The sequence below is a fragment of the Holdemania massiliensis AP2 genome (assembly GCF_000327285.1).
Classification (GTDB): Bacteria; Bacillota_I; Bacilli_A; order Erysipelotrichales; family Erysipelotrichaceae; genus Holdemania; species Holdemania massiliensis.
In genome coordinates, this window is sequence record NZ_HE998568.1 from 185,898 (window position 1) to 208,458 (window position 22,561).

Sequence of the window (22,561 nt, forward strand, 5' to 3'; positions counted from 1 at the left end):
TCCTATCGTCTGTTCGACATGGCCATTCTGCGATACGTATGCCGGCGGCCACGGATTGCCATTGAATAATGGAAAATATTCAGCGGATCCGGAACCTGTTCGTTATAGCCGGAATCTCCTAAATCGTGAATGTCGGCTCCGGCCATTTTCGCGTAAAGAGCGATTTGTTCCACAGTCTGAGGAAACGAACCTTCTTGTGATGTATGGACACCCAGCGAAGCCAAGGCACCGTATTCATGAATCAAATCAACAAAGTGTTTGCATCGCGTCAAATCCCATCCTGGCAGAGAACCGGGAGCTGGAATCCCAACAATGTTCACGCCGGCCTGAATAAAAGCGACGATCTCAGCTTCTGTGATCAATTCCTTAAATCCGGCTTTTTGATTCAAAATGCCAGGTCCGTGGGGACGATTAAACTGAAGAATCAAATCATCACCAAGTTCCTTGCGGACGGCGGTAAACAATTCGACAAAAGATTCAAGGTGTGCCCAACCCGATACACAAATATGTTTAACGCCTAAACGACGGGCTTCAATCATTCTATCGACTGTCGCAACAATCCCTTTGCCATAGACCTGCTCTGTTCGCTGCCTATCCTCAGGATTGCATGCAAACATGAGGATAGACAGAGGTCGCCCCACAATCTCGCTGATTTCCTGAAATGTATATCCTCGTCCCAACGGAATTTGAACTGTTTGCTCTGTCACTTCATCCAGAGCTGGATCTTTGCTGGGCCACCCTGGAATATAAGGGTTAAAAGGATCGAAAGTATCAATATTTACAATATCTGCACCAAAAGCAGCTGCTAATTCTGCATTCGTTACATGATCAATCATATTTGCACCGCGGATCCGGGCTGCGGCGCGAATGATCCGGCCTTCAGACATCCGGATTGCACTTAACAGCTCAACCGGAGTCATCGCGGTAAGTTCGCTGGGGGTCGCGGATAAGAATCGTTTTTGTGTCATTTTAAGCCTCCTTCTCATTTTGAAATTTTTTAGCCAGACGCATTCTCCGTAATAAAATCAATGCTGCGACCGTCAAGGCACCGATCAGAATGGAAAGAATATAAAGCAAGGGTTTCTCCATCAGGGGTACGCCAAGAATGCCTCCAGGTACAGTTTTCGGCATGTGTACTCCAAACAGGTAGGCACTGGCCGCAGCAAGTCCTCCGCCCAAGCAATTAATGGGGATCATAAACAGCAGGTCCGACAGCAGCAAGGGCAGACCTCCTTCGGCAACACACAGCAAACCTAATATCAGGGCCGGCGTTCCGCTGGCCTGCAAATCTTCTGTAAACAGGTGTTTGCGCAAAACAAACTTATCTAGCAAAGTCGCAAATCCAAATCCTATTGCTGGAACTACAGAACCGATGGATAAAGGACCTTTTGAGAATCCAGCATCAGCTAGCTGCAGTGTAATGGCCATAAAACCTTTAGAAACCGGTCCGCCGATATCAAAGGAATTGCCTGCCGCCAAGATAAAACTAATCGCCACGCCTCCCAGATTACCAATAACATTAATTAATGACACGATGCTTTGAGTAATCCAATTTCCCAGCGGATTGATGATAAAATAAGCAGCCAGAAAAATTGCCAGGGTTCCGATTAATGGATAAACGACCATATTCATAACCGGTAAATAGGTTCGGCTGACCTTTATTTGTTTCTTTAAGAAATTCATTAGATAGCCGCCGAGAAAGCCGGTAATCACTGCCCCAAAGAAACCGGCGCCGGACAGGACGGAGAGTAAGCCGCCAAAGAAGCCGACAATCAGGCCAGTTCGATTGGCTATCGAGTAAGAAATATAGGCTGCCAGTACTGGATACATCAGATCCCGGCACTGAGGTCCTGCCACTTGCTGCATCCAGGCCAGACAACGAGTTAGGGCATCCATGCTGACTAGCGCTTCCGCGGATTTGATGTCCAAGCCTAACATCGATGCTGCGACCTGAGCAACACCCATCACAATTCCCGGAGCAACAATGACTGGAATCATGTAGCCAATTCCGGTCATCAGATGTTTTTGAAATGTATTAAAGCCTTGTTGCCACTTTGTTTTGCTCATAATTATCCCTCCTCTTCAAAATAGCGTTCGATAACTTCTTGAGCATGATGGAGTATTTCGTGCATGCTGGAATGAACCGTTTTTGTTTCATAACCTTCAAATCGCTCCTCACCACTGATGGCAATGTCATTGGCTAATATGATGAGGCACGCTTCATCCAGATCTTGTCGGGTCAATTCATTTTCGATTCCGGCAAAGCCTTGTGTTTCAACTTTTGCTTCGTAGCCTAACCGTCTGGCTTCCCCTTCCAATTTGTCAGCAACGATGTAGGTATGGGCAATGCCTGCCGGACAGGCGCATAATCCCACAATTTTCTTTTTCATAACGGCTCCTCCTTTCTTTACTTTCATTGTAAATGCGTTTTCCTTATACTTCATTGCTTATCCATGCTACTTTTCGGACAGAATCTGAGCCCATTTTTTATCCTCAATCCGGGTCAAATTATGTACAAAGTCTGCTGCTTTTATAAAAAAAGCCGACAAATTATTGTCGGCAGATTTATCTTTGTATTTAACCTAACTCAAGCGCATTCGTGCATAACACAAACGTGATGAAAGTTTTTATACTTGAAATTTTGTTTGCGAATGTAGAAATAAAGACTCCCATTGTCTCCCCAATACTCCTGACAGTCAGAACTGATCAAAAAGCCTGTCTGGAATAAGTTAATCCAATCCAGCGGCTGACTTTCTTCCTGAGACTCAGAACACAAACTTTGATATTGATAAACCGCACTGCTGAGCACCTCATTTTGGATGATATCCTCCATAACCTAACAGTTTAAAAACACGATCATCACAAATAGAACGAGCCACATAGCCGGCCTCTTCTGCATCAACCTCATAGCTTTCATCCCATTTTTCATACTTCTGTTCCCTGTCATAATATTTACAATATACCTGGCAGCTTGGATGATCCCGCAAGGTTTGATAATTTAACGTGAATTCAGGAAATCTTCCCTCATCGGATATTCCTTCCGGCAGCGGATGGGGTTTCAATAACGCCAGATCACCATCGTAATAGAATACATTTTTAACCCATGATTCCACATCTTCATAGGCTTCCAGATCAAAAAAGAAATACAAAATACCGTGGTTTGGCAGAAGATGCTCTATATTGTAAGGAATCAATTCATCCAGTCTGATCTGCGCGATAAAGGATAGCGGATGACGGGAAGAATACGGCCACTTCCTTAAATTTTCAAAGTAAGGCCATTCAAAATCAGGTGGCCGATCCGGAATGCCGCCGACCTTTGTGTGAATCTGTGTCGGTGGTTTCAGCTGACGTGAGGCTGTCGCAGTAATCGCATTTTTTTCCAGGCTTTTTAAATAATCAATCCACGCTTGTTTTTCCATTATAATCTTCAACTTTTCCTTATTGTACTCTATTTTTTCATTTCTGCCTATTTCTGTAACAGACAAAAAAGAAAAACACGGAACCTCTTGCGAAATCCCGTGTCAATTCTGATTTTTATTTAATGCCTGCCTGAAACTGGAAACAGGAAACCTGCCGGCCATTGATCATGGATGGCTGAGGTTTCGCTTTGGCACATTCTTCCGTTGCATAGGGACAACGGGTGCGGAAAGCACATCCGGACGGCGGATCCAGCGGGCTTGGCAGTTCCCCCTGCAGTACGATTCGCTTCTTGGATTTGCCAATTTCCGGATCCGGAATCGGCACAGCGGACAACAGTGCCTTCGTATACGGATGCATTGGATTGTGGTAAAGATCGCTGCTTTCCCCAATCTCAACCATGTTGCCCAGATACATAACACCAATCCGATCAGAAATGTGCTTAACCATGCTTAAATCATGCGCAACAAACAGGTAGGAAATGCCCATTTCTTTTTGGATATTTTTCAACAGATTGATAATCTGTGCCTGAATGGAAACGTCCAATGCGGAAATCGGTTCATCACAGATGATGAACTCCGGATTCAAAGCCAGGGTTCTGGCAATGGAAATACGCTGCCGCTGACCGCCGGAAAACTCATGGGGATAACGACGGATATGATCTGGTTTTAGACCAACAATTTTTAACAGCTCCACGACCCGGTCTTCGCGTTCTTTTGCGCTGTTGTATATATTGTGGATATCCATCGGTTCCCGAATAATTTCTCCGACTGTCATTCGCGGGTTCAGGGATGCATATGGATCCTGGAAAATCATCTGAACTGATTTGCGGAACTCTTTCAGTTCTTTGCCTTTCAGTTTGGTAATATCCTGTCCCTTGTATTCAATCGTACCTTCAGTGGGTTCATATAATTTAACGATGGTCCGGCCCAGCGTAGACTTGCCGCATCCAGATTCACCCACTAATCCAAAGGTTTCACCTTTATGAATTTCAAAGCTGACGCCGTCTACGGCTTTGACGATCTGCTTCTTGGCAAACATGCCCTTTGTGACATCAAAATGTGTTTTCAGGTTGGTAACTTTTAAAATGACTTCAGTGTTATTCATTTTTTACCCTCCCTTTTTTTCAATTCATTGAGCCAGCAGGCACATTCGTGCGTCTTGGAAAAAGCGGTGGCCGACGGCATCTGTTGCTTACAGATCTTCATCGCTTTCTCGCAGCGGTCGACAAACGGACAGCCCTTCGGCGGATTTAGCAAATCCGGCGGAGAACCCGGAATCGGCTGGAGATCTTTATCATCATCCTCCGGATTATTAATGCAGTTCAGTAAGCCCTGCGTATAGGGATGCTTAGGTTCATAGAAAATTTCTTTATCAGTTCCGATCTCAACAATCTTTCCGCCGTACATAATCGCAATCCGATTGCACAGGCTGGCAACAACACCAAGATCGTGCGTAATCATAATGACAGAAGAACCGAGCTTTTCCTTCATGTCTTGAATCAGCTCCAGCACCTGGGCCTGGATCGTGACGTCCAAGGCTGTGGTCGGTTCATCGGCAATGATCAGTTTTGGATTGCAGGCGAGCGCCATCGCAATAATGATGCGCTGCCGCATTCCGCCGGAAAATTCATAAGGATACTGATTCATCCGCTTTTCCGGTGAAGGAATACCGACCTGACGCATCAGTTCAATTGCCTTTTGTTCACATTCCTTTTTTGACATCTTGGTGTGATTCTGCAGCGGTTCAATCAGCTGTGTTCCGATTTTCAGAACTGGATTCAAAAACGTCATCGGATCCTGGAAAATCATCGCCATGTCGTTGCCGCGGATATGCTGCATCGTCTTTTCATATTCCGAATGATTTTTAAATGCAGATTCATGGATTTTCTTACCGTCAAACAGGATATCTTCTGCCATGATCTTGCCGTTGTCCGCCAGTAAGCCCATAACGGAATACATCGTCTGGCTTTTGCCGGAGCCGGATTCGCCGACGATGCCCAGTACCTCTTGCGGATAAACGCAGAAGGAAACATCACGCACAGCGTGAACCGTGCCCTGATCTGTGGAGAAATCCACGGTCAGATGATCAACTTTTAACAGTTCATTCATGGTTTTCTCCTCCTTATCTCTTCTTCGGGTCCAGGGCTTCGCCGAATCCATCACCAATGAAGTTCAGTGACAGCATGGTCAGACAGATCGCCGCAACCGGCCAGATAATCTGAATTGGATAACTCTGAACCAAGCCGCGCGCTTCAGAAGCTAAAGTACCCCAGCTGGCCTGAGGAGCACTGATGCCAATACCAATAAAGCTCAGGAACGCTTCTGTGAAAATTGCGTTAGGCACCATCAGCGTCGCCGAAACAATAATCGGTCCCATACAGTTGATAATCAGATGCTTAAACAGGATTCGTTTCTTACTGGCGCCGATTACAAATGCCGCCATAGAAAATTCCTGCTGTTTCAGCGTCTGAATCTGCGAACGGACTTGCCGGGCCATGCCAACCCAGGAGGAAATCGATATCCCCAATAAAACAGAGAACATATTTGACCCGAAAATCATCATAATCAGGATGACATAGAGCATCGAGGGAATTGCATAGATGCAGTCGACAATCCGCATCATGACCATATCCACCTTCCCGCCGACAAAGCCGCTGATTCCGCCATAGATGACGCCGATGATTAGGTTCAAAAAGGCAGCGACAAAGCCAATTGTCAAAGAGATGCGCGCGCCATACATAACCCGCACCATAATATCCCGGCCTAATTTATCCGTACCCATCAAATGAACCATATTCGGCAAAGCGTTGCGGTTGGCCAGATCCTGACCGTCGTAGGTAAATGGAGAAACCATCGGAATGATGATCGCTGCCAAGGTGATTAAAATCAGAAAGATGAGCCCGAACAGAGCCAGCTTATTTTTCTTAAAACGCCGCCAGGCGTCCTGGAGATAGGTTTTGCTTTCAACGGCAATAAATTCATTGTTTTTCTCACTGCTGTCCAGCGGTTCAAACAGGCTGTCATCCAGCATCAGTTCTTTTTCTTCCATCGCCAGCTCCTTTCTAGCTGTCCAGCTTGATCCGCGGATCAACGACAGCGTTTAAAATATCGGTAATAATATTAGCAATGATAATGAAGGCGCCAAAGAAGATGGTTAGCCCCATAATCATCGTGTAATCACGGTTGGAGATACTGGTAACATATTCAGCTCCGATACCCGGAACTGAGAACAGACTTTCAATAACAAAGGACCCTGTCATTAACGTCGCAATCAACGGTCCGGCATAGGTGATGACCGGAATCATTGCATTTTTCAAGCCATGCTTTACGATAACCTTTAACTGTGAGGAACCCTTTGAACGGGCTAAGACCATATAATCCTGACGCATAACTTCCATCATGCTCGACCGCGTCAGACGAGCAATCATCGCAATCGGCGAAAGTGCCAGAGAAACTGCCGGCAGCACATAATGTTTCCAGCTTGACAAACCGACAATCGGGAAGATATGCAGCCAGACGCCAAACACAATCATGAGCAGCAGCGCCAAGAGAAAGCCTGGAATACTGACACCGGCCGTCGCAATCGCAATAACAAGATTGTCGACCCATTTGTGTTTGGTAAATGCCGCAATCGTTCCCAGCGTGATTCCGACAACCATCGCAATAACGAAGGAAACAAAGCCCAGCTTGGCTGTAACCGGCATCCCGATCGCAATGATATCATTGACGCTTCGGCCTTTGCGCTGTGTGGATACGCCAAAGTCCCCGCGAACTGCATTTTTCATATAAATTACATACTGTTCCAATACCGGCTTGTCCAGATTGTACTTCGCCATCAGCTTTTCCTGAACCGAAGCCGGGATCTTCGTATTTTCACCGGCAAAGGGTGAACCTGGTATGATCTTCATCAAAAAAAAGGTAACGGTAGCCAGAATGAACAACGTCAAAATTCCGACGCCGATCCGTTTTAATACATATTTAAACATTAAAAAGCCCCCTTTCCTGCAAAAACTGTCGATTCAATCATGACCGGACAGACTGAATCCAAAGTTTTTGTAATGGTTTTATTCTATCTTTTTTTAGACCTCTTGTCAATTTGTTTCATAAAGTTTTCTGAAACATTTTCCATCAAGATTTTTCAATCGCTTCCCCGACAGGGGAAGAGGTCTGGACAGCCAGACCTCTAAAAAGTCATTACTTTTCGATCGTGCAATAACCATAGAACGGCGTAGCGCCGACATGCGTCGTATTCTGAACGTATGTTTTCTTCAGCATCGGATCGCCGTAATTGAACAGCGGGATCACATAGACATTCTCCTGAACCAGATAGTGTTCAATGTTATGCAATGCTTCCATGTACTCGTTATAATCAACAATGTAAGTCGCCGCATCCATCATCTTGTCATATTCCGGATCATCCACCGCTGGCGTCTGCTGCTGCGTTGTTGTCCACAATGTCAGAAACTGGGATGGGTCATCACTGGCAGTGTAGCCATAACGGGCAATTTCAAAGTCACCATTGAAAATCTGATTGTAATAAACGCCGGATTCGACTACTTCCAAATCACACTCTACGCCGATCGACTTCCACATTCCCTGCAGAACTGCCGCAACGTCCGCATGCAGTGTGGTCTGAGAATACTTATACGTAATCTTCAGCGGATTGGATTCATCATAACCAGCTTCCTTCAACAGATTTTTAGCTTCTTCCGGATCATATTCCAGGAATTTTTCTTTTTCATCACTTTCGGTACGGAAATCTTTCTCTGACCCCTTTAATCCATTCGGGACATAACCATCTAACGGTACATAATAAGAAGGATCGCCGACTGCTGTGACCAAAGCTTCTTTATCAATCGCCAGTGCCAGTGCACGGCGAACACGGACATCCTGCATCCATTCCGGACCTGTTGGACCGCTATTAACAACTAAGAAGTAATTTGAAGGACTCTCAACTTTCCACAATTCATCTTTGTTTTCATAGGTTAAAGGTAATGTGGAATTCACACGCAGAGCGATATCAATATCATTGTTCTTAAATGCCAGAGCCTGAGCATCCATATCTGTCATAACCTGGAAGGTAATTTTATCCAGAGTAATCTCATCAGCACGGTAGTAGTTTTCATTCTTTGCAACAATAATCTTATCATTCTCATTGCATTCTTCCAAAGTGTAAGGACCCACGCTCGGATAGCCCGGTGTGAAAGACCACGTGGAATCATGCTGGGGTGCGAAGTCGGCACGAACCGGCATGAACGCATAGGAATTCAACAAGGCCTTGAAGAATGCACACGGCTTGATCAGCTGGAAGACCAAGGTAGTATCATCCACTGCCTGAACACCAGGAATCTGCAGAGTTTCTGCATCCTGAGTATCATCGCTTTCATACGCCGCTGCGCCATCCAGGTACGTAACCAGATTGTAAATTGACCAAGCGTTTTCTGCGCCATAGGTTAAAGCCCGGACAATCCCGTAACGAAAATGTTCAGCCGTTAATGGAACACCATCGCTCCATTCAATTCCTTCTTTCAGTTTTACCGTATAAGTCAGACCATCTTCACTGATTTCACAGCTTTCTGCCAAATCAGGAATCAGATTGTTTTCCTCATCCTTAGTAAATAAAGTACTGTAAGTATGCTGCATAACATACCCGTTGATGAGTTCGGAATTCAGTGCCGGATCCAATGTCGTAAACTGAGCTCCGACTGCGACAGTCAGTTCATTTGCTTTCACTGAATCATCGGTTGCCGGCTGGCCGGAGCCGGCCGTTCCCTCTTGCTTGGTCGTACAGCCTGCGATAAGAAGCATACAGGAACAAACTAATGCGATCCACTTTTTCATATAGAATCCCCCATTCTCTTTCTGGATTGTTTTTAATTTTACACCCCAGGAATCAAATGTCAACACTTTCATGAAATATTTATAAAGTTTTCATGAAAACATTTTCAGGATTTTCATTATTTCGCATCTTCCTTAATCATTGCAGTCTGATATTTATTAAATTCATTTCCAGATTGAATTCCGGCTTTTCCCATTGCTGGAAGCAAGAATTTTTCTGATTTGCTGTCAGTCCTATTCGCAAGCAGATTTTCATTTTAAAAAGAAGAAGGATGGAGTGAACCACCCTTACTCCTTGAAGATTACTCAGCCACTGCTTCGACGCTGACACCACCGTAGTATGGATTGAGTCCCCACATCTGAACATTCTTTATGTTGGACTTTAACAGGCAAGGTGTATTGTAGTTGAACAGCGGAATAACATAGACCATTTCTTCCACCAGATAGCGTTCAGCAGCATGCAGGGCATTCATGTATTCTGCATGATCAACAAGATATCCCGCTTCATCCACCATCTTGTCATATGCCGGATCATCCACAGCGGCAACGACCTGCTGGCCAGTTGTCCACAAGCTTAAATACTGTGATGGATCATCGCCGGCACTGTAGCCGTATCGGCAGATTTCAAAGTCACCATTGTCGATCTGATCATAGAAGACGCCGGACTCGACGACTGTCAGTTCGCAGTCAATGCCAATTTTATCCCACATCTGCTGCAAAATCTGAGCTACGTCGGCATGCAGCTGAGTCTGTGAATATTTGTAAACGATTTTCAGCGGATTGCTTTCATCGTAACCGGCTTTTGCCAGCAGGGCCTTCGCTTCTTCCGGATCATATTCCAGATATTTTTCCTTCGCATCTTCTTCCAAACGGAAATCACCTTCAGCTCCCGCTAATCCTTCCGGAATGTAGCCATTGAGAACTTTGTAATACTCACTGCTGCCGACGGCTGTCACCAGCGCTTCTTTATCAATCGCCAACGCTAAAGCACGGCGGACATCGACATTCTGCATTGTTTCCGGACCTGTAGAACCGGAATTGATTGCCAGGAAGTAGTTGGAAACATCTGGCTTATTCCAAATTTCGCTTTGATTCGAATAATTTTCAGCCAAAGTCGGCGTAATATTGAGCGCAATATCTATCTCGCTGTTTTTAAACGCCAACGCCTGCGCATCCGTATCACTCATAACCAAGAACGTGATCTTAGGCATGATGACCGAATCGGCATCATAATACTTATCGTTTTTAACAATGATTGCTTTTTCATTTTCATTGCATTCTTCTAAAAGGTAAGGTCCAACTGACGGATAGCCTGGCTTCAGAGCCCATACCGATTCATGCTGATCAGCGAAATCAGCACGCAGCGGCTTCCAGACATTGTTGGTCAGCATCTGCGGGAACCAAGCGCAAGGCTTCTTCAGATTCAGGATCAAAGTCTGATCATCTGGTGTTTCAATACCTTCAATGGTGTTGTTTTCCGGATCAAACGTATCGTCGGCCAAAATCTCCTCCGCGCCTTTTAAATAGGAACTCGGATAATAAACTGCCCATGAATTTTCTGCGCCGTAGGTCAGATTCCGAAGAATCGCGTATTCAAAATCCTTGGAAGTCAGCGGCTGATCGTCACTCCATACGACTCCTTCTCTGATTTTGAAAGTATAAGTCAGACCATCATCTGAAACAGAATAACTTTCGCACAAATCATTAACGATGTTGTTGTCCTCATCCTGACGAAACAGTCCTGCCGTTGTATGCCGAAGAATGTAGTTGTTGACGGTTTCCGTACTCAACCCTGGATCCAGTGTTGTAATCTGTCCGCCCATTGCAACCTTCAGATTCTGTGGATCGGTTCCGATCGTTGTACCGGAATTGCTGTTGCCGCCAGAGCATGCGCTGACTAACACAAGCATAGCCGCACAGAGGATAATTCCTAGCTTTTTCATTTTCTTTCCCTTCCTTTACTGGTATAACCCGCGGAAGAATAACTCCCGCCAGCGTAGGGTATGCTGATAACAGAAGCAATAGACGGTCCTTGATAACAAAAAAATCGTTTCCAAATATCTAGAAACGATTGATCGCGGTACCATTCTAGTTGCTGACTGCAAGAGTCAACCCCCTCAATCCTTAACGCGGAAACACGTGAATTCCTATTTTATTCAGAATCCCATCTCCCAGATGCGCTTCATTATGGTTGGGCCGCGAACCTTTCACCCTTGTTCGCTCGCTTCAGACCTTATCCACAACTACTCTTCTGTTCACAGATTTTGATTAACCCCAGTTTACAGCGTCATCTCTCTCTTGTCAAGCGCAAATTAAAATCTTTTCATCCCTTGTAAATTCTTTCATCCATCAATGAAATGAAACAAGAATTTCCAGTGGTTCTTTGATTTAATGGCAACAATAGAAGAACAGTGCAAAAAATATTTCAAGCCACTACACACCTGATCTGTTCGATCTCAAAAGAAACAATTTTCATCTAATGAAAAATCCGTTGACTTTTTTCAGCTTTGGTTTATTATTTTCTCATTATTTCATACAGAAAGGATGATTGCGATGCATATTCATTTTATCCCCGCCGCTCAGCTTAAACCCAAACCCGAGTCTGATTTTGGTTTCGGCAAAATTTTCACAGACTACATGTTCGAGATGGATTATGATGAACAGCTAGGCTGGCATGATGCTCAAATTCGTCCCTACGGACCGCTGAAGCTGGATCCAGCTTCTCTGGTGCTGCACTATGCCCAGGAAACCTTTGAAGGACTAAAGGCTTACCGCACGGAAGACGGACGGATTTTATTATTTCGTCCAGAAATGAATGCCCGGCGGTTAATCCAATCCAATCAACGTTTATGCATGCCGGAAATTCCGGAAGCTTTATTTTTGGAATGCCTTGAAGCTTTGCTTCGAGTTGAACGAGATTGGGTTCCGATTGCCCCATCGTCGTTATACATCCGGCCATTTGTTTTTGCGACAGAAGCCGCAGTTGGTGTCCATCCTTCCAGCAAATACAAATTTATGATTCTTCTCTCGCCCGTCGGTGCCTATTATGCTGATGGATTGAATCCGGTCCGCATCTATGTTGAAGATGAATATATACGAGCAACTCCCGGCGGTACAGGCGCGGTTAAATGCGGCGGCAACTATGCCGCCAGCATTATCGCTCAAGCTCAAGCCGCGCGTTGTGGTTTTTCTCAGGTCTTATGGCTGGATGGAAAAGAACGGAAATATGTTGAAGAAGTCGGAACAATGAACGTAATGTTCAAAATTAAAGGACAGCTGATCACAGCGCCGTTAGATGGAACTATTCTGCCGGGGATTACCCGGGATTCAATTCTGCATCTGATGCGTGAACATGGTCTTTCCGTTAAAGAACGGCCGCTGACCATCGATGAATTGATGGATGCCGGACGGACTGGACAACTTGAAGAAGCATTTGGAACTGGCACTGCGGCAGTCATCTCTCCTATTGGTCAACTTCATTACAAGGGCGAGACAATCCGAATCCACAACGAGAAAATCGGACCGCTGACCCAGTGGCTCTATGATACGCTGACAGGCATCCAATGGGGCCGGATTCCCGATTCTTACGGCTGGACCCACGAAATTGTTTAATCCGTCCATCCTTTTTCATTCTCTAATTATTTTGTAACTTCTTGTCGAACCCCGAATACACTGTTATTAGAGTAAGGGAGGATTAGCCTATGGATCAACTTGACATCAAAGTACAGCAGCGAAAGGAACACCAGCCGCGTATTCTGTTTGACGATGATGGCTGGGATACGCCGGAAGATCAGATACAGGCAGAAAATGAGGTTGTTTATCATTGCTGCGAAGATGACTGTGACGATGGATGCCGCTGTGACAATGGCAACTGCGGTGGAAATCAGGGCTGCGGATGGAACTGCGGATGTACCGGGAGTGAAACCGGAGGATGTACCGGGGGAGAAACTGGCGGAGAAACTGGCGGCAGCGGCTGTGATTGTGACTGTGATTGTGACTGTGATTGCGGCTGTGACTGCGATTGTGACTGTGATGACGATGCCACTTTGGATGACTGTGATGCTGCTTGCCATCCAAGAACGATTGTCTTTCAAAAGCATAAAGAATGTATTGAGAGAACTCAGCCCACTGGATGCAATGACGAAACAGGTTCCTACAGAAAATGTTCAGTTACCATTAAGATTATTAAACGCTATTAAAAGCGAGCTGGGCTCGCTTTTATTTTGTTTGCAGCCGACGTTGTGAACAGCTTTGCATTTAATAACAGATTTTAATTTTGTTTCGGTAGTCCAGTGGCCAGCGGCTCTTTGCCTGCCAACTGGGCAAACCAATCTAAGTATGGCTGCCACAGCGGAGTGTCAAAGGTCAGTACGTCCTGCGGATCAGCGAATTTTATCCGGTATTGATCTTTTAGCCGACTGTCAATCATAGCTGTTCGCAGCAGCCTGAATGAAAACTCATTCACTGCCAGATTTTGCCCCTGAAGCATATAGGTCAACTCTTTCGGATCCTGCAAAGGATTTGTATACCAGCGATGTCCGGCCTCCAATATTTGATCATCCTCATCAAGATTCTCAAATACAGGCTCATTATTAATCTTTCCTTCATATTGAGTAGCCCACATCATTGGCAAAATAAAGCTGTCACCAAGCCTTTGCAGCGGTACCTCGTAATGATTTTCAACAGCGTATTTTTCTCTCACAGGCAAAGCCCCTTGATCAAAAACTGCTGATGTTTCTGCATTGATCAGTTTTGTATCCGCAATACAGGCCCAGTCTGAAATGAATGCGCATTCGTTGACATAATGATACTGAATGGCGGCCTCAATACCTTCTCCGGCAAAGTAGCTGCCTTCTGGATAGGGACTGATTAAAGTTAACGTTTCATTAGCCACGCTTGAGTCTTCTCCCTGCGTAACAGTAAACATGACAGGGCCATTAAATTCCAGCTGTTCTTCCGAGGTTTGTTTAAACTGTCGGGAGATCATGGCGATGTTCAGCAGCAACTCATTATTATCTGGGTCTTTATCCAATTCATAGTCGACCCGGGCCCACATTTGCGCTGTTTCAGACTTCAATTCAAACGGAATTCTGACCGTTTGCTCCGGTAAGGCTGGCAGCTGTTGTTCAAAGATCACTTCATCCTGCAGCCAAACCGTTACTGTCTGTTGCTTCTGCGGATTGCACCCGGCGCAGATAACATGCAGCATAGCATTTTCAACTTGCCCGGGATGAGCAGCCGGAACAAACAACTGTCCTGCAGAGGCGTCACCTTCATGAAGCTGATAGTATCCAGAAGTCGAGGTTCCCTCATTGCCTGCTCGATCTTCAATTTCAACAACAATCTGGCATTGTCCGGCCATCGTTAAAATAACTTTCTGTTCGGTTTCATCTTCAAACCAAGGGGACGTTCTGATAAAGGACTGCCCTTCATCATAAGTAATCCTGTACCGCCAGCGTTTAACACCACTTAAATCATCCTGAGGAGTAACTGACACTTCAATTTCATTATCATCCGTTTCCGCTTCTACTGGATCAAACACTGCCCATGGCGGCAGCCTGTCAATGTTTCCGACAGGCACCTCAACAGTCGTGATATTGCCCGCATAATCCTGGGCAGAAACCTGATATTTACCATTTTCCTTCACCGTAACCTGAGCTTTTTCTCCCTGAACAACTTTCTGCACAACATCAAGACTTTCGACACCGCTCAGCTCATCCTTCGCCTGGATCTGAATAAGTACATCCGTATTGGTCCAATCGTTTGGCGTCAGTGTCCAATCAATCTGCGGGCCATGCAGATCTGCACGCCATTCCAGATCAGCAATATCAGCACAATTTTGAGCGTGATCACAAGCTGTCAACGTCAAGGTCTGACGGCCTTCCTTATCATTGCTTAAGGGTGCCGACCACATTCCGTTCTGAGGGATCAAATTGATCTTATCTTGCGAAGTTTTTGCGACTACTGAATGTACTCCGCTGTTAAAATTGGCAGGTCGATCCTCTACTTTTCCTGTATGCACGGAAAGTTGTGCCGAACCATTTATCCAATTGGTGAACACCTGATTTCCATCAGCCAGAACTTTGCCTGTTTCATCTTCAATCCAGCTTCTTTCACTCACAGGCGGCAGCTGATCGATCTTATAACTATCCGAAATTGTGACACTGCGATTGCCGGCTTGATCTTCAGCTTCCACTTTAATTACATTTAAACCGTTTTGATTTAATGTTAGAGAGGCCGATGGTGTTTCCTGCCACTCACCATATCGTCCAAAATGCATTCCACCATCGACCGAGACCGCCCATCGCCAGCGTTTCACACCGGAATGTTTGTCCAAGATTTCTGTACTGATCACGATCGGCTGACGCTTCCATGTTTCATCACCAGATGGATTAAATTGCACTTCAGGCGCAATATTATCAATTAAAAAGTGATCGGATGTTACCGTTGCCGTGTTCCCAGCTTCGTCCTGCAGCCACGCTTCGATCTGCCAGCGGCCGGATTGATCCAGTGTATAGGCAAACGGTGAACCATCCATCCTTCCCAAATCTGTTTTTTGCTGCGTAAGAGTGTCGATCAGTGTATACTGCGCTTCTGCAATCCAATGCTCTTTCGGATCATATAAGTTCTTATAAGTAACGACTGTTACATCATAAGAATTCAGACGAGCATTGGTACTGTGTCCTTCGTACTTATAACATGGCGTGCTGCGGCTTCCTGTCGTGTGCTGGCACCATCCGGCATCGTCGCTTGACCAAATCTGATGGGGCAGATTCCCATTCTGTGTCCAGTAGATTGGATTTGCCGTGTACTGTACACCCCAGCCAGGCTTAGTTTCTATCCACGGCCAGGCTTTGCCCTTGCTGCCGTAAGAATAATAACGGTAGCGAAAACCGCCGCCTTGTTCTTCAGTGTACCACCCCTGAATCAGATTAGCATAGCTGTCCAGACCCTTTACAACATCCGGATTGGCATAAGCCGGAATCGAACCACCGCGGCCATAATCATAAAAATCAGATTGATTCTGAATTTCCGCTTCCTGTTGGACAAGCAATGAAGTTGACGGTGTGAAAACGCCCGCACTTTCCTTTTTCCATATTCCCTGCGTGCCGTCCGGATTAAAAGTGCCGCCATCCAGGCACACCGTAACCTGACGGATATCTGTATTCTCTATTTTCTCCGGCGTCCATCGAATATGTTCCTTCACCTCATATTGCGGAATCTGGAAATAACTCAACTGATAATGACATTGCGGTCCGCTTTCATTAAATACAACATATAGATTGCGAATTTCGCGCTCCTGCAGGTTCAAGGTTATGCGCTTTTCCTTTGTACTCAGTACCTGTTCACCTGAAGTCAGCTCAGCCCTGCCATTAACCCAATTCATTTCAGCATTTACCCAGACTGTTTTTTCCAGCTCTTCGCCATTTTCACTCCAACCTTGAACTTCCATCTGTAAGTCACGGATGTGGATCGGCTTACCGAAAAAAGCCGCAATGAAGTTCGGATCATCCGGATTCTCATTTCCGTTGACGGTTAACGTTTTTAATCCTGCCAGCACCTCCCAATCCGTTCGTCTGGGATTGGAGAACGTTCCTAATGCGTTGAATTCAGCGGTGATCTGCTGCGAATTGATCACCATCTGCTGATCTGATGTAAACTCACTGTCCCAGAAATCCTGATGCGCCACCCAATCCTTAACGGAATAAAACAGCATCACTGTACAATCAGCCTGGACCGGCATCAGACTAAATAACAGATGGATCAAGATTAAGGGAACGATTATTCTTCGCGTTTTCAATAGATCACCCGCTTCGTTGTTTTTGAAGCTTTCAGCTCTGTTTTCAAGCCAATCAGCGCAATTTCAATCTGCAGTTTTCCAGTTACTTTATAGCTGCATCGATCAAGCTGCATCAGTCTTTCTGTTTCAATCATGACTTCGGGAACTTTCTGTTTCCAAACTTCCATTTCCTGTTTCGCCGGCTCCGTTAATCCATCATGAACCTCAATGATTTCCACCAGTGAGCTTGTCAATTCGTTAATTGTTTTGTATCCCACGGCAAATGCAAGCATCTGCGGGATCAACAAAACACAAAAAGTAAATACGAACAAGCCGCCGAAGATTTCCACGCCCTTACCCATGCTTTTTCCCTCTTCTTTCTAAAAAAATCGAATTGAAGCAATCATATTCAAAATCACAAATCCCAGCCATAAAAACAAAATGTAGGGAACCATATTTTGTTTTTCGATACGCCGCTTCAGTTCTAACCGCCGCGCACCCTGAATTTTTTCGTTGGCTATCTTGGAAAATGCGGTTAAAATCAGTTCTCGGTTTTCTGATGTGATTGACAGACTGAACAAAGTCCGCATAATCCGGCCAATATCATCAATCTGCGAAAACCGCTGGGCAAACTTCAAATAAGGTTTAAGATTGGATCCCTGCGTATGAATTTCCTGCACTAAAATCCGCAGATCTTCCTGAAAGATCGCCGGTGCCTGCCGAATTGATTTCTCAATCGCATTGGGTACCGGATTGTTTTGAATTAAGATCGCCAGATGATTCAAATAATATGGAAATTCTTTTTTTGCCTTGCCTAATAGCTGAACATAGATCATTTTTAACCGCAGACGATCACCGATATAGACCGCAGCTGCAGCAAAAACCGCAGTAACCAGGGAAAACGGATCCAACTGGCCTTTTTTCACTGCCAGAACGAGAAGTCCGGCTGTAAAGGCGTTCAAAATCCGTTTCAGCATACGGGCGTGGGGTTGTCCTTTTCCTGTTTTCTCACAGTAAAATGCATAATCTGATTCCATCCAGTGATCCAACATTGACGCGGTTTCCGCTGCAAAGGATTCCGCTTCGTAACACCATAACCCCCACATGCTCAATGCGCTCAGCTGCATCAGCGCTAACATCAAACCCATAAATTCACCTCTATTCCAATTTGTCGTTGCGGCTGCATCCACATTCATACAGAAACAGCGTCGCTGCATTCAGCAGATAAAACAGAAAGATGCAGAACCGGAATGCCTCTGTGGCCAGATTGACATACATGGAAGAATGAAACATCTTTTTCATCACCAATGCAGCTAACAGATTGAGAACCAACATAAAATAGAATACAGATCGGCCTGCAGCTTTTTTCTGACGGTAATCATTGATCAGCAGTTCGCTTTCCTCCGTATTGTCAAACAGATAATCAACCAGCTGTTCATTTCTTCCACCTTCAATCTTCTTGCCTTTTAGCAACAAATGAAGATTACGGACCTGAGAATATTCATATTTCTTTTCCAAATTATCCAATGCTTCCGCAAAATCTGAATTATCTTCAATCTGATTTACACAAATTTCAAGATCCCGTTTTAACGGTGCTTCCACTAAGGCTGAGCAATCTTTTAAGATCCGCAAACTATTTTTATCTTCGCGGATGTAAAGAATTGCCGTTGATACATAGGTCAGCATTTCTTTTTCTTCTTTTTCCTGAGCCAGCCGCTTCAGATTCATATAAAAGAAGGAAGGCAGAAAGAAGATCGTCAAAGAGGCAATGATAACTGAATAAATAAAATGATCGGTTGTTGCATAACATAACAGGCCGCATAAGGTTCCCAATACGGCTGCCTGACTCAGATATTGTCCAATCGGATAATGACCGCCCAGAATTTCAATCCTGCGGATTAAGCCAACATAGGAGATTTCTTTTAATTTCCGCATTACACGGGTATCTAAAAATCGCTGCCAGTCTTTACGGTTAAGTTTAAAAACAGCGATACTGTAACAAAAACCCAGTCCCAGAAACAACAGTCTCATTCCGCGCATGTTTTCTTCTCCTTTGTCTCCGTCATCGCTAAGCGCCGCTGCAGGTCAGGCGAACAACGATTAAGCCGGCCTGTTCGGGCACGGTAAAGGACGTGCTGCGTACACTGACGGGTTTTCGGATCGTAGAGATATTCGATAATTTCATCAACGCTGCGCACGATTCCATTCTTTCCTGTTTCCTTTTTCAGATGTATGACCAGATCAACCAAAGAATAAACACGCATTTCCAGCGAGCTCATCGATTCTGCATCATTTTTCATCATTTGTTTAATGCGCGTCGTTACCGTGTCTGCCCCACGGGTATGCATCGTCGTCAAAACGGTATGACCGGTTGACATGGCATCTAAAAGATCATCAACTTCTTTACCCCGTGCTTCCTGCAGTAAAATCCAATTCACATTCTGCCTCAAAGCCATCGCAATAATCGCAGAGTAATCAAAGCCCGGCCGAACTCGGAATGCACTGCACGAGGCCTCTGGATGAATTTCCTTAATATTGAATTCCAAGGAGTCTTCAATAGTTACAATCCGCTGATCCACGGGAATATAAGTTGCCAGAAATTTCAGGAACTCGGTTTTTCCACTTCCTGTTTCCCCGACAAAAATCATATTGCAGCGGTATCGGATGCAGCGGATTAAAAACTGCAGTGCCGATCGGGTGATAAAACCGCTTTCCACCAGATAGTCCTCACTGAGAATACTGGCCCGGGATACTTTACGCAAAGCCAGCGTTACCCCGCTGACCGAAAGTTCTTCATGAATAGCGCTGACGCGCAGATCCAGTTCTGCATCATGAATATCGCCTTCCAGACAGGGACTGCCGGGATTGAATTCTTTTTCCATTTTATTCGCAACTTGATTGGCAATCCGATTGATTTCTGTTTCAGGAATAGAACGGTCCATTAATCGATAATGTCCATGATGATTCGATGTAACCCAAATCTCATTATGATTCAGGCAGTTGATATCGCGGATATCCTCCTGAACAAGCAGATCACTGAGCACGCCAAAATCGATTTTGTCGAAAATCCGCGCATCATTCATCTTTAGGTTCCTCTTTAATCAGACTGACATCTATGGTTTTCTGATACAGCAGTTCACGCATTTTTACAATGTCATAGAAGTCCTCGGACTGACTTTCAGGGTTCAATGAGCCATAGGTCACCATCGGCAGGACTGTGCCGAAAAACTTTGCCCGCTGCACCAAATCGGCATCTTCATAGGATAGAGCGACAACGATAACGCTTGTCGCTTTTTCTGATTGAGCATCGATATTCTTGCCGGTGCTGTCGCGAACGGCAATCACCCGCGCCTGTGAAACAAGCTGTCCGTACAGCACCCGCTTTTCGGATTCGTCGGCCTGTGTTGCATATCCTTGAAAATACAGATCAATCTGATGTCCCGGCAGAATCGAATTGGCGTAAGAAGTTTTGATATCAGCGTCAATCGTTACCGCTGCCTCGTTTTCCAAAAGCGGAAATGCTGACACATCGTGCAGTTCTTCTTTGGGAATCAGCAGTTCCTGATAGAACAGGGAACCTTCAGCAACAGCATTATAGGTATCCACCGCCTGTCCGATTAATCTGTCAGGATCCTTTTCTACACCATCTAAAACAATAGGACGAGGTACTTCGATCACTTGAATATCTGCTTTTTGAATTACAGTTCCTGACTTAAGATAGCGGGCAGCCACCGGAACTAAAATCGGATCGATTGCCGCCTGCACCGTCATTTCATAAACCTTATAACCGCACAACCCCACCAGCAAGGTTAGAATCAAGGTCAGAAGCAAGCGGTACCGCTGACAGAAACTGCCGGAAATTTTCAGTTTTTTCATTTTGCTGCCTCATTTCTTTCAACAATGACTACGTTGTCATATTGCGACGTCATCTCTGATTTCATCGCCGTTTTTCCTGATTCACAAACCGATACTGCAATCGCAGCAGGATTCTCATGGATATCCACATACCGGACTTCCAACTGACCAAGGGTACTGTGATTTTCCGCAATCTTTTCATTCCATAACCGCATAACCCGGTTTTTATTAATGGACAGGTGCTGATTGACGATCAAATCGCCGCGATTAAGTGCATCATCCAGCACGGACAGCTGCGTTGTCCGTACACTTTCAAACAACGAATCTTCCATGATCAGCTTGCGGTCAAAGTCGAGAAATAATAACAGACAGATACAGGCTAAGAAAATCAGCCCATAAATTTTGATGGATTGACTCATTGGTGTTCCTCCTTCTTTTTAGCGAAAAGAAGGAAAGCACGACGGCTTTCCTTCTTAGGGTTACGAGATCGACGGGGTGTAATGCTGGCCTAAATCCAGCAAATTTCCGACGGTCTTACTAATGCCGCTGGTCAGCTGTGCCGCAAATCCGTTATCTGCCATAGTGATGTAAGCAATCAATAGGCCGATCAGAATTACTGCAATGATCAATCCTCCATACTCTTGAAATATCTCTTTCATAAACACTCTCCTTTCGCTTACATTACTAATATTGCGGGAATTTGAAAAAAGCCCCGCAGAAAATCAAAAAAAATTTAATTTTTTACTCATTTTCTCGTGAAGTTATGAAAAAAGTCATATTTTTTCAGAAAAACGGTTTTTTTTCTCAGTTTTGATCATTCACCGCAAAATATTTGAGCTCATTTTCACAAAAGCAAAGATCTTTATTTTTGGACCTAGGTCATAAATTTTTTGTTTTTTTTCAAATTCAGGACTTCATTTTTTTTAAATTATGCTATAATAAATAAGCACTTAGAAATCAGTATGCGGGTGTAGTTCAATGGCAGAACACAACCTTCCCAAGGTTGCTACGGGAGTTCGATTCTCCTCACCCGCTCCATTGTTGTGCAGATGTAGTTCAATGGTAGAACGCGACCTTGCCAAGGTCGACACGGCGGTTCAATTCCGCTCATCTGCTCCATGACGATTTAAGCCCTTAGTAAAGGGCTTTTTTATATTATGCATTATACATATTTGTCGGCATTTCTGTCCTAGTTCCATTGTTATTGATGAAAACCTGACTTCCAGACTTCTTTATTTATCTGCTCCTTATCAGTCATTTCCAGGTATTAATAATTCTTCGACTGATCCATTATTCATTATTTCTCCCCATGCTTCTTTCCTTAAATTAAGCCAGTTTTTGAAAACAAACGCATTATTTTTCATTCGGAATGGAAACTTTCATTTCTGTCACATGGAAATTTTCTTAAAACTCTTGACATTTCTTAAATAACGGATAGACTTATAGCATACAACAAAAACATGTAGAGGTAGCGGTGCAGATGAGTAGAGAGAAGGAGCCGGCAGGCAATGATCTTTCCCGAAAGGCAACCACCGCCGAATAATCCGCTTTGGCAAAAGTTGGTTATGGGGCTGCAGGGAATACCCGCAGCACTCCTTCATTCAATGAAGAGGCGCTATTGCATAGATAACGGTGAATTTACCGCGTATGTAATAGTACGCGGTTTTTG

21 protein-coding genes, 2 tRNA genes, 1 riboswitch and 1 other annotated feature are annotated in these 22,561 nt (G+C 44.8%); of the genes, 4 read left to right on the plus strand and 19 right to left on the minus strand.

Going from position 1 to position 22,561, the window contains the following annotated elements:
• Nucleotides 1-2 precede the first annotated feature (2 nt).
• The 11 genes from BN162_RS08690 to BN162_RS08740 form a co-directional block, all read right to left on the minus strand.
• On the minus strand, nucleotides 3-968 hold the full coding sequence (locus BN162_RS08690; RefSeq protein ID WP_020224703.1) for a DUF7916 family protein: 966 nt from the start codon (nucleotides 966-968) through the stop codon (nucleotides 3-5).
• A 1-nt stretch (nucleotide 969) separates the two neighbouring features.
• Nucleotides 970-2,067: a PTS transporter subunit EIIC gene (locus tag BN162_RS08695; protein ID WP_020224704.1), complete on the minus strand. Its 1,098-nt coding sequence runs from the start codon at nucleotides 2,065-2,067 to the stop codon at nucleotides 970-972.
• Between the two features lie 2 nt (nucleotides 2,068-2,069).
• Nucleotides 2,070-2,390, minus strand: coding sequence for a PTS fructose transporter subunit IIB (locus BN162_RS08700; protein ID WP_020224705.1), 321 nt, complete (start codon nucleotides 2,388-2,390; stop codon nucleotides 2,070-2,072).
• A gap of 197 nt (nucleotides 2,391-2,587) precedes the next feature.
• On the minus strand, nucleotides 2,588-2,833 hold the full coding sequence (locus BN162_RS19260; protein ID WP_081587867.1) for a DUF1963 domain-containing protein: 246 nt from the start codon (nucleotides 2,831-2,833) through the stop codon (nucleotides 2,588-2,590).
• Nucleotides 2,811-3,419, minus strand: coding sequence for a DUF1963 domain-containing protein (locus tag BN162_RS08710; RefSeq protein WP_040451742.1), 609 nt, complete (start codon nucleotides 3,417-3,419; stop codon nucleotides 2,811-2,813). The genes BN162_RS19260 and BN162_RS08710 overlap by 23 nt, the downstream gene beginning before the upstream one ends.
• A 115-nt stretch (nucleotides 3,420-3,534) precedes the next feature.
• Nucleotides 3,535-4,524 carry an ABC transporter ATP-binding protein gene (locus BN162_RS08715; RefSeq protein WP_020224706.1) on the minus strand — a complete coding sequence of 330 codons (990 nt, stop codon included), beginning with the start codon at nucleotides 4,522-4,524 and terminating at the stop codon, nucleotides 3,535-3,537.
• Entirely contained in the window at nucleotides 4,521-5,528 is a 1,008-nt protein-coding gene (locus tag BN162_RS08720) for an ABC transporter ATP-binding protein (RefSeq protein ID WP_020224707.1), read from the minus strand. Before BN162_RS08720 ends, BN162_RS08715 begins: the two co-directional genes overlap by 4 nt.
• Before the next feature lie 13 nt (nucleotides 5,529-5,541).
• Complete coding sequence (locus BN162_RS08725) at nucleotides 5,542-6,468, minus strand: ABC transporter permease (protein ID WP_020224708.1); 927 nt, start codon at nucleotides 6,466-6,468, stop codon at nucleotides 5,542-5,544.
• 13 nt (nucleotides 6,469-6,481) lie between these two features.
• Nucleotides 6,482-7,405: an ABC transporter permease gene (locus BN162_RS08730; RefSeq protein WP_020224709.1), complete on the minus strand. Its 924-nt coding sequence runs from the start codon at nucleotides 7,403-7,405 to the stop codon at nucleotides 6,482-6,484.
• A gap of 208 nt (nucleotides 7,406-7,613) precedes the next feature.
• Nucleotides 7,614-9,260 (minus strand): peptide ABC transporter substrate-binding protein, encoded by a 1,647-nt coding sequence (locus BN162_RS08735; RefSeq protein ID WP_020224710.1) that lies wholly within the window; start codon nucleotides 9,258-9,260, stop codon nucleotides 7,614-7,616.
• A 299-nt stretch (nucleotides 9,261-9,559) separates the two neighbouring features.
• Nucleotides 9,560-11,200 carry a peptide ABC transporter substrate-binding protein gene (locus BN162_RS08740; protein WP_020224712.1) on the minus strand — a complete coding sequence of 547 codons (1,641 nt, stop codon included), beginning with the start codon at nucleotides 11,198-11,200 and terminating at the stop codon, nucleotides 9,560-9,562.
• 117 nt (nucleotides 11,201-11,317) lie between these two features.
• Nucleotides 11,318-11,525: a binding site (T-box leader), on the minus strand.
• 285 nt (nucleotides 11,526-11,810) lie between these two features.
• On the opposite strand from BN162_RS08740, the gene BN162_RS08745 reads away from it, so the two are divergent.
• Together BN162_RS08745 and BN162_RS08750 are read left to right on the plus strand one after the other, a co-directional pair.
• Nucleotides 11,811-12,869: a branched-chain amino acid aminotransferase gene (locus tag BN162_RS08745; protein WP_020224713.1), complete on the plus strand. Its 1,059-nt coding sequence runs from the start codon at nucleotides 11,811-11,813 to the stop codon at nucleotides 12,867-12,869.
• 89 nt (nucleotides 12,870-12,958) lie between these two features.
• Nucleotides 12,959-13,456, plus strand: coding sequence for a hypothetical protein (locus tag BN162_RS08750; protein WP_020224714.1), 498 nt, complete (start codon nucleotides 12,959-12,961; stop codon nucleotides 13,454-13,456).
• A 71-nt stretch (nucleotides 13,457-13,527) separates the two neighbouring features.
• Here BN162_RS08750 and BN162_RS08755 read toward each other — a convergent pair whose 3' ends face one another.
• From BN162_RS08755 to BN162_RS08790, 8 genes are read right to left on the minus strand one after another with little or no spacing between them, the layout of a single operon-like run.
• A complete protein-coding gene (locus tag BN162_RS08755; protein WP_020224715.1) occupies nucleotides 13,528-17,058 on the minus strand; it encodes a hypothetical protein in 3,531 nt (1,176 codons plus the stop codon).
• Nucleotides 17,055-17,399, minus strand: a complete 345-nt coding sequence (locus BN162_RS08760; RefSeq protein WP_020224716.1) for a hypothetical protein — start codon at nucleotides 17,397-17,399, stop codon at nucleotides 17,055-17,057. The genes BN162_RS08755 and BN162_RS08760 overlap by 4 nt, the downstream gene beginning before the upstream one ends.
• An 18-nt stretch (nucleotides 17,400-17,417) precedes the next feature.
• A complete protein-coding gene (locus BN162_RS08765; protein ID WP_020224717.1) occupies nucleotides 17,418-18,185 on the minus strand; it encodes a hypothetical protein in 768 nt (255 codons plus the stop codon).
• Between the two features lie 10 nt (nucleotides 18,186-18,195).
• Nucleotides 18,196-19,077, minus strand: a complete 882-nt coding sequence (locus BN162_RS08770) for a hypothetical protein (RefSeq protein ID WP_020224718.1) — start codon at nucleotides 19,075-19,077, stop codon at nucleotides 18,196-18,198.
• Nucleotides 19,065-20,120 (minus strand): CpaF/VirB11 family protein, encoded by a 1,056-nt coding sequence (locus BN162_RS08775; protein WP_020224719.1) that lies wholly within the window; start codon nucleotides 20,118-20,120, stop codon nucleotides 19,065-19,067. The genes BN162_RS08770 and BN162_RS08775 overlap by 13 nt, the downstream gene beginning before the upstream one ends.
• Nucleotides 20,113-20,913, minus strand: a complete 801-nt coding sequence (locus BN162_RS08780; RefSeq protein ID WP_020224720.1) for an RcpC/CpaB family pilus assembly protein — start codon at nucleotides 20,911-20,913, stop codon at nucleotides 20,113-20,115. Before BN162_RS08780 ends, BN162_RS08775 begins: the two co-directional genes overlap by 8 nt.
• The gene (locus tag BN162_RS08785; protein ID WP_020224721.1) at nucleotides 20,910-21,311 is read right to left on the minus strand and encodes a DUF5411 family protein; all 402 of its coding nucleotides are present in this window, start codon (nucleotides 21,309-21,311) and stop codon (nucleotides 20,910-20,912) included. The genes BN162_RS08780 and BN162_RS08785 overlap by 4 nt, the downstream gene beginning before the upstream one ends.
• Nucleotides 21,312-21,371: 60 nt before the next feature.
• Nucleotides 21,372-21,551, minus strand: coding sequence for a hypothetical protein (locus tag BN162_RS08790; RefSeq protein WP_020224722.1), 180 nt, complete (start codon nucleotides 21,549-21,551; stop codon nucleotides 21,372-21,374).
• Nucleotides 21,552-21,856: 305 nt separating this feature from the next.
• Here BN162_RS08790 and BN162_RS08795 point away from each other — a divergent pair.
• Both BN162_RS08795 and BN162_RS08800 read left to right on the plus strand, forming a co-directional pair.
• Nucleotides 21,857-21,930 (plus strand) — tRNA-Gly (locus BN162_RS08795).
• Nucleotides 21,931-21,937: 7 nt separating this feature from the next.
• Nucleotides 21,938-22,011, plus strand: a tRNA-Gly gene (locus BN162_RS08800).
• A gap of 336 nt (nucleotides 22,012-22,347) precedes the next feature.
• A riboswitch (Lysine riboswitch) is annotated at nucleotides 22,348-22,518 on the plus strand.
• Nucleotides 22,519-22,561 lie beyond the last annotated feature (43 nt).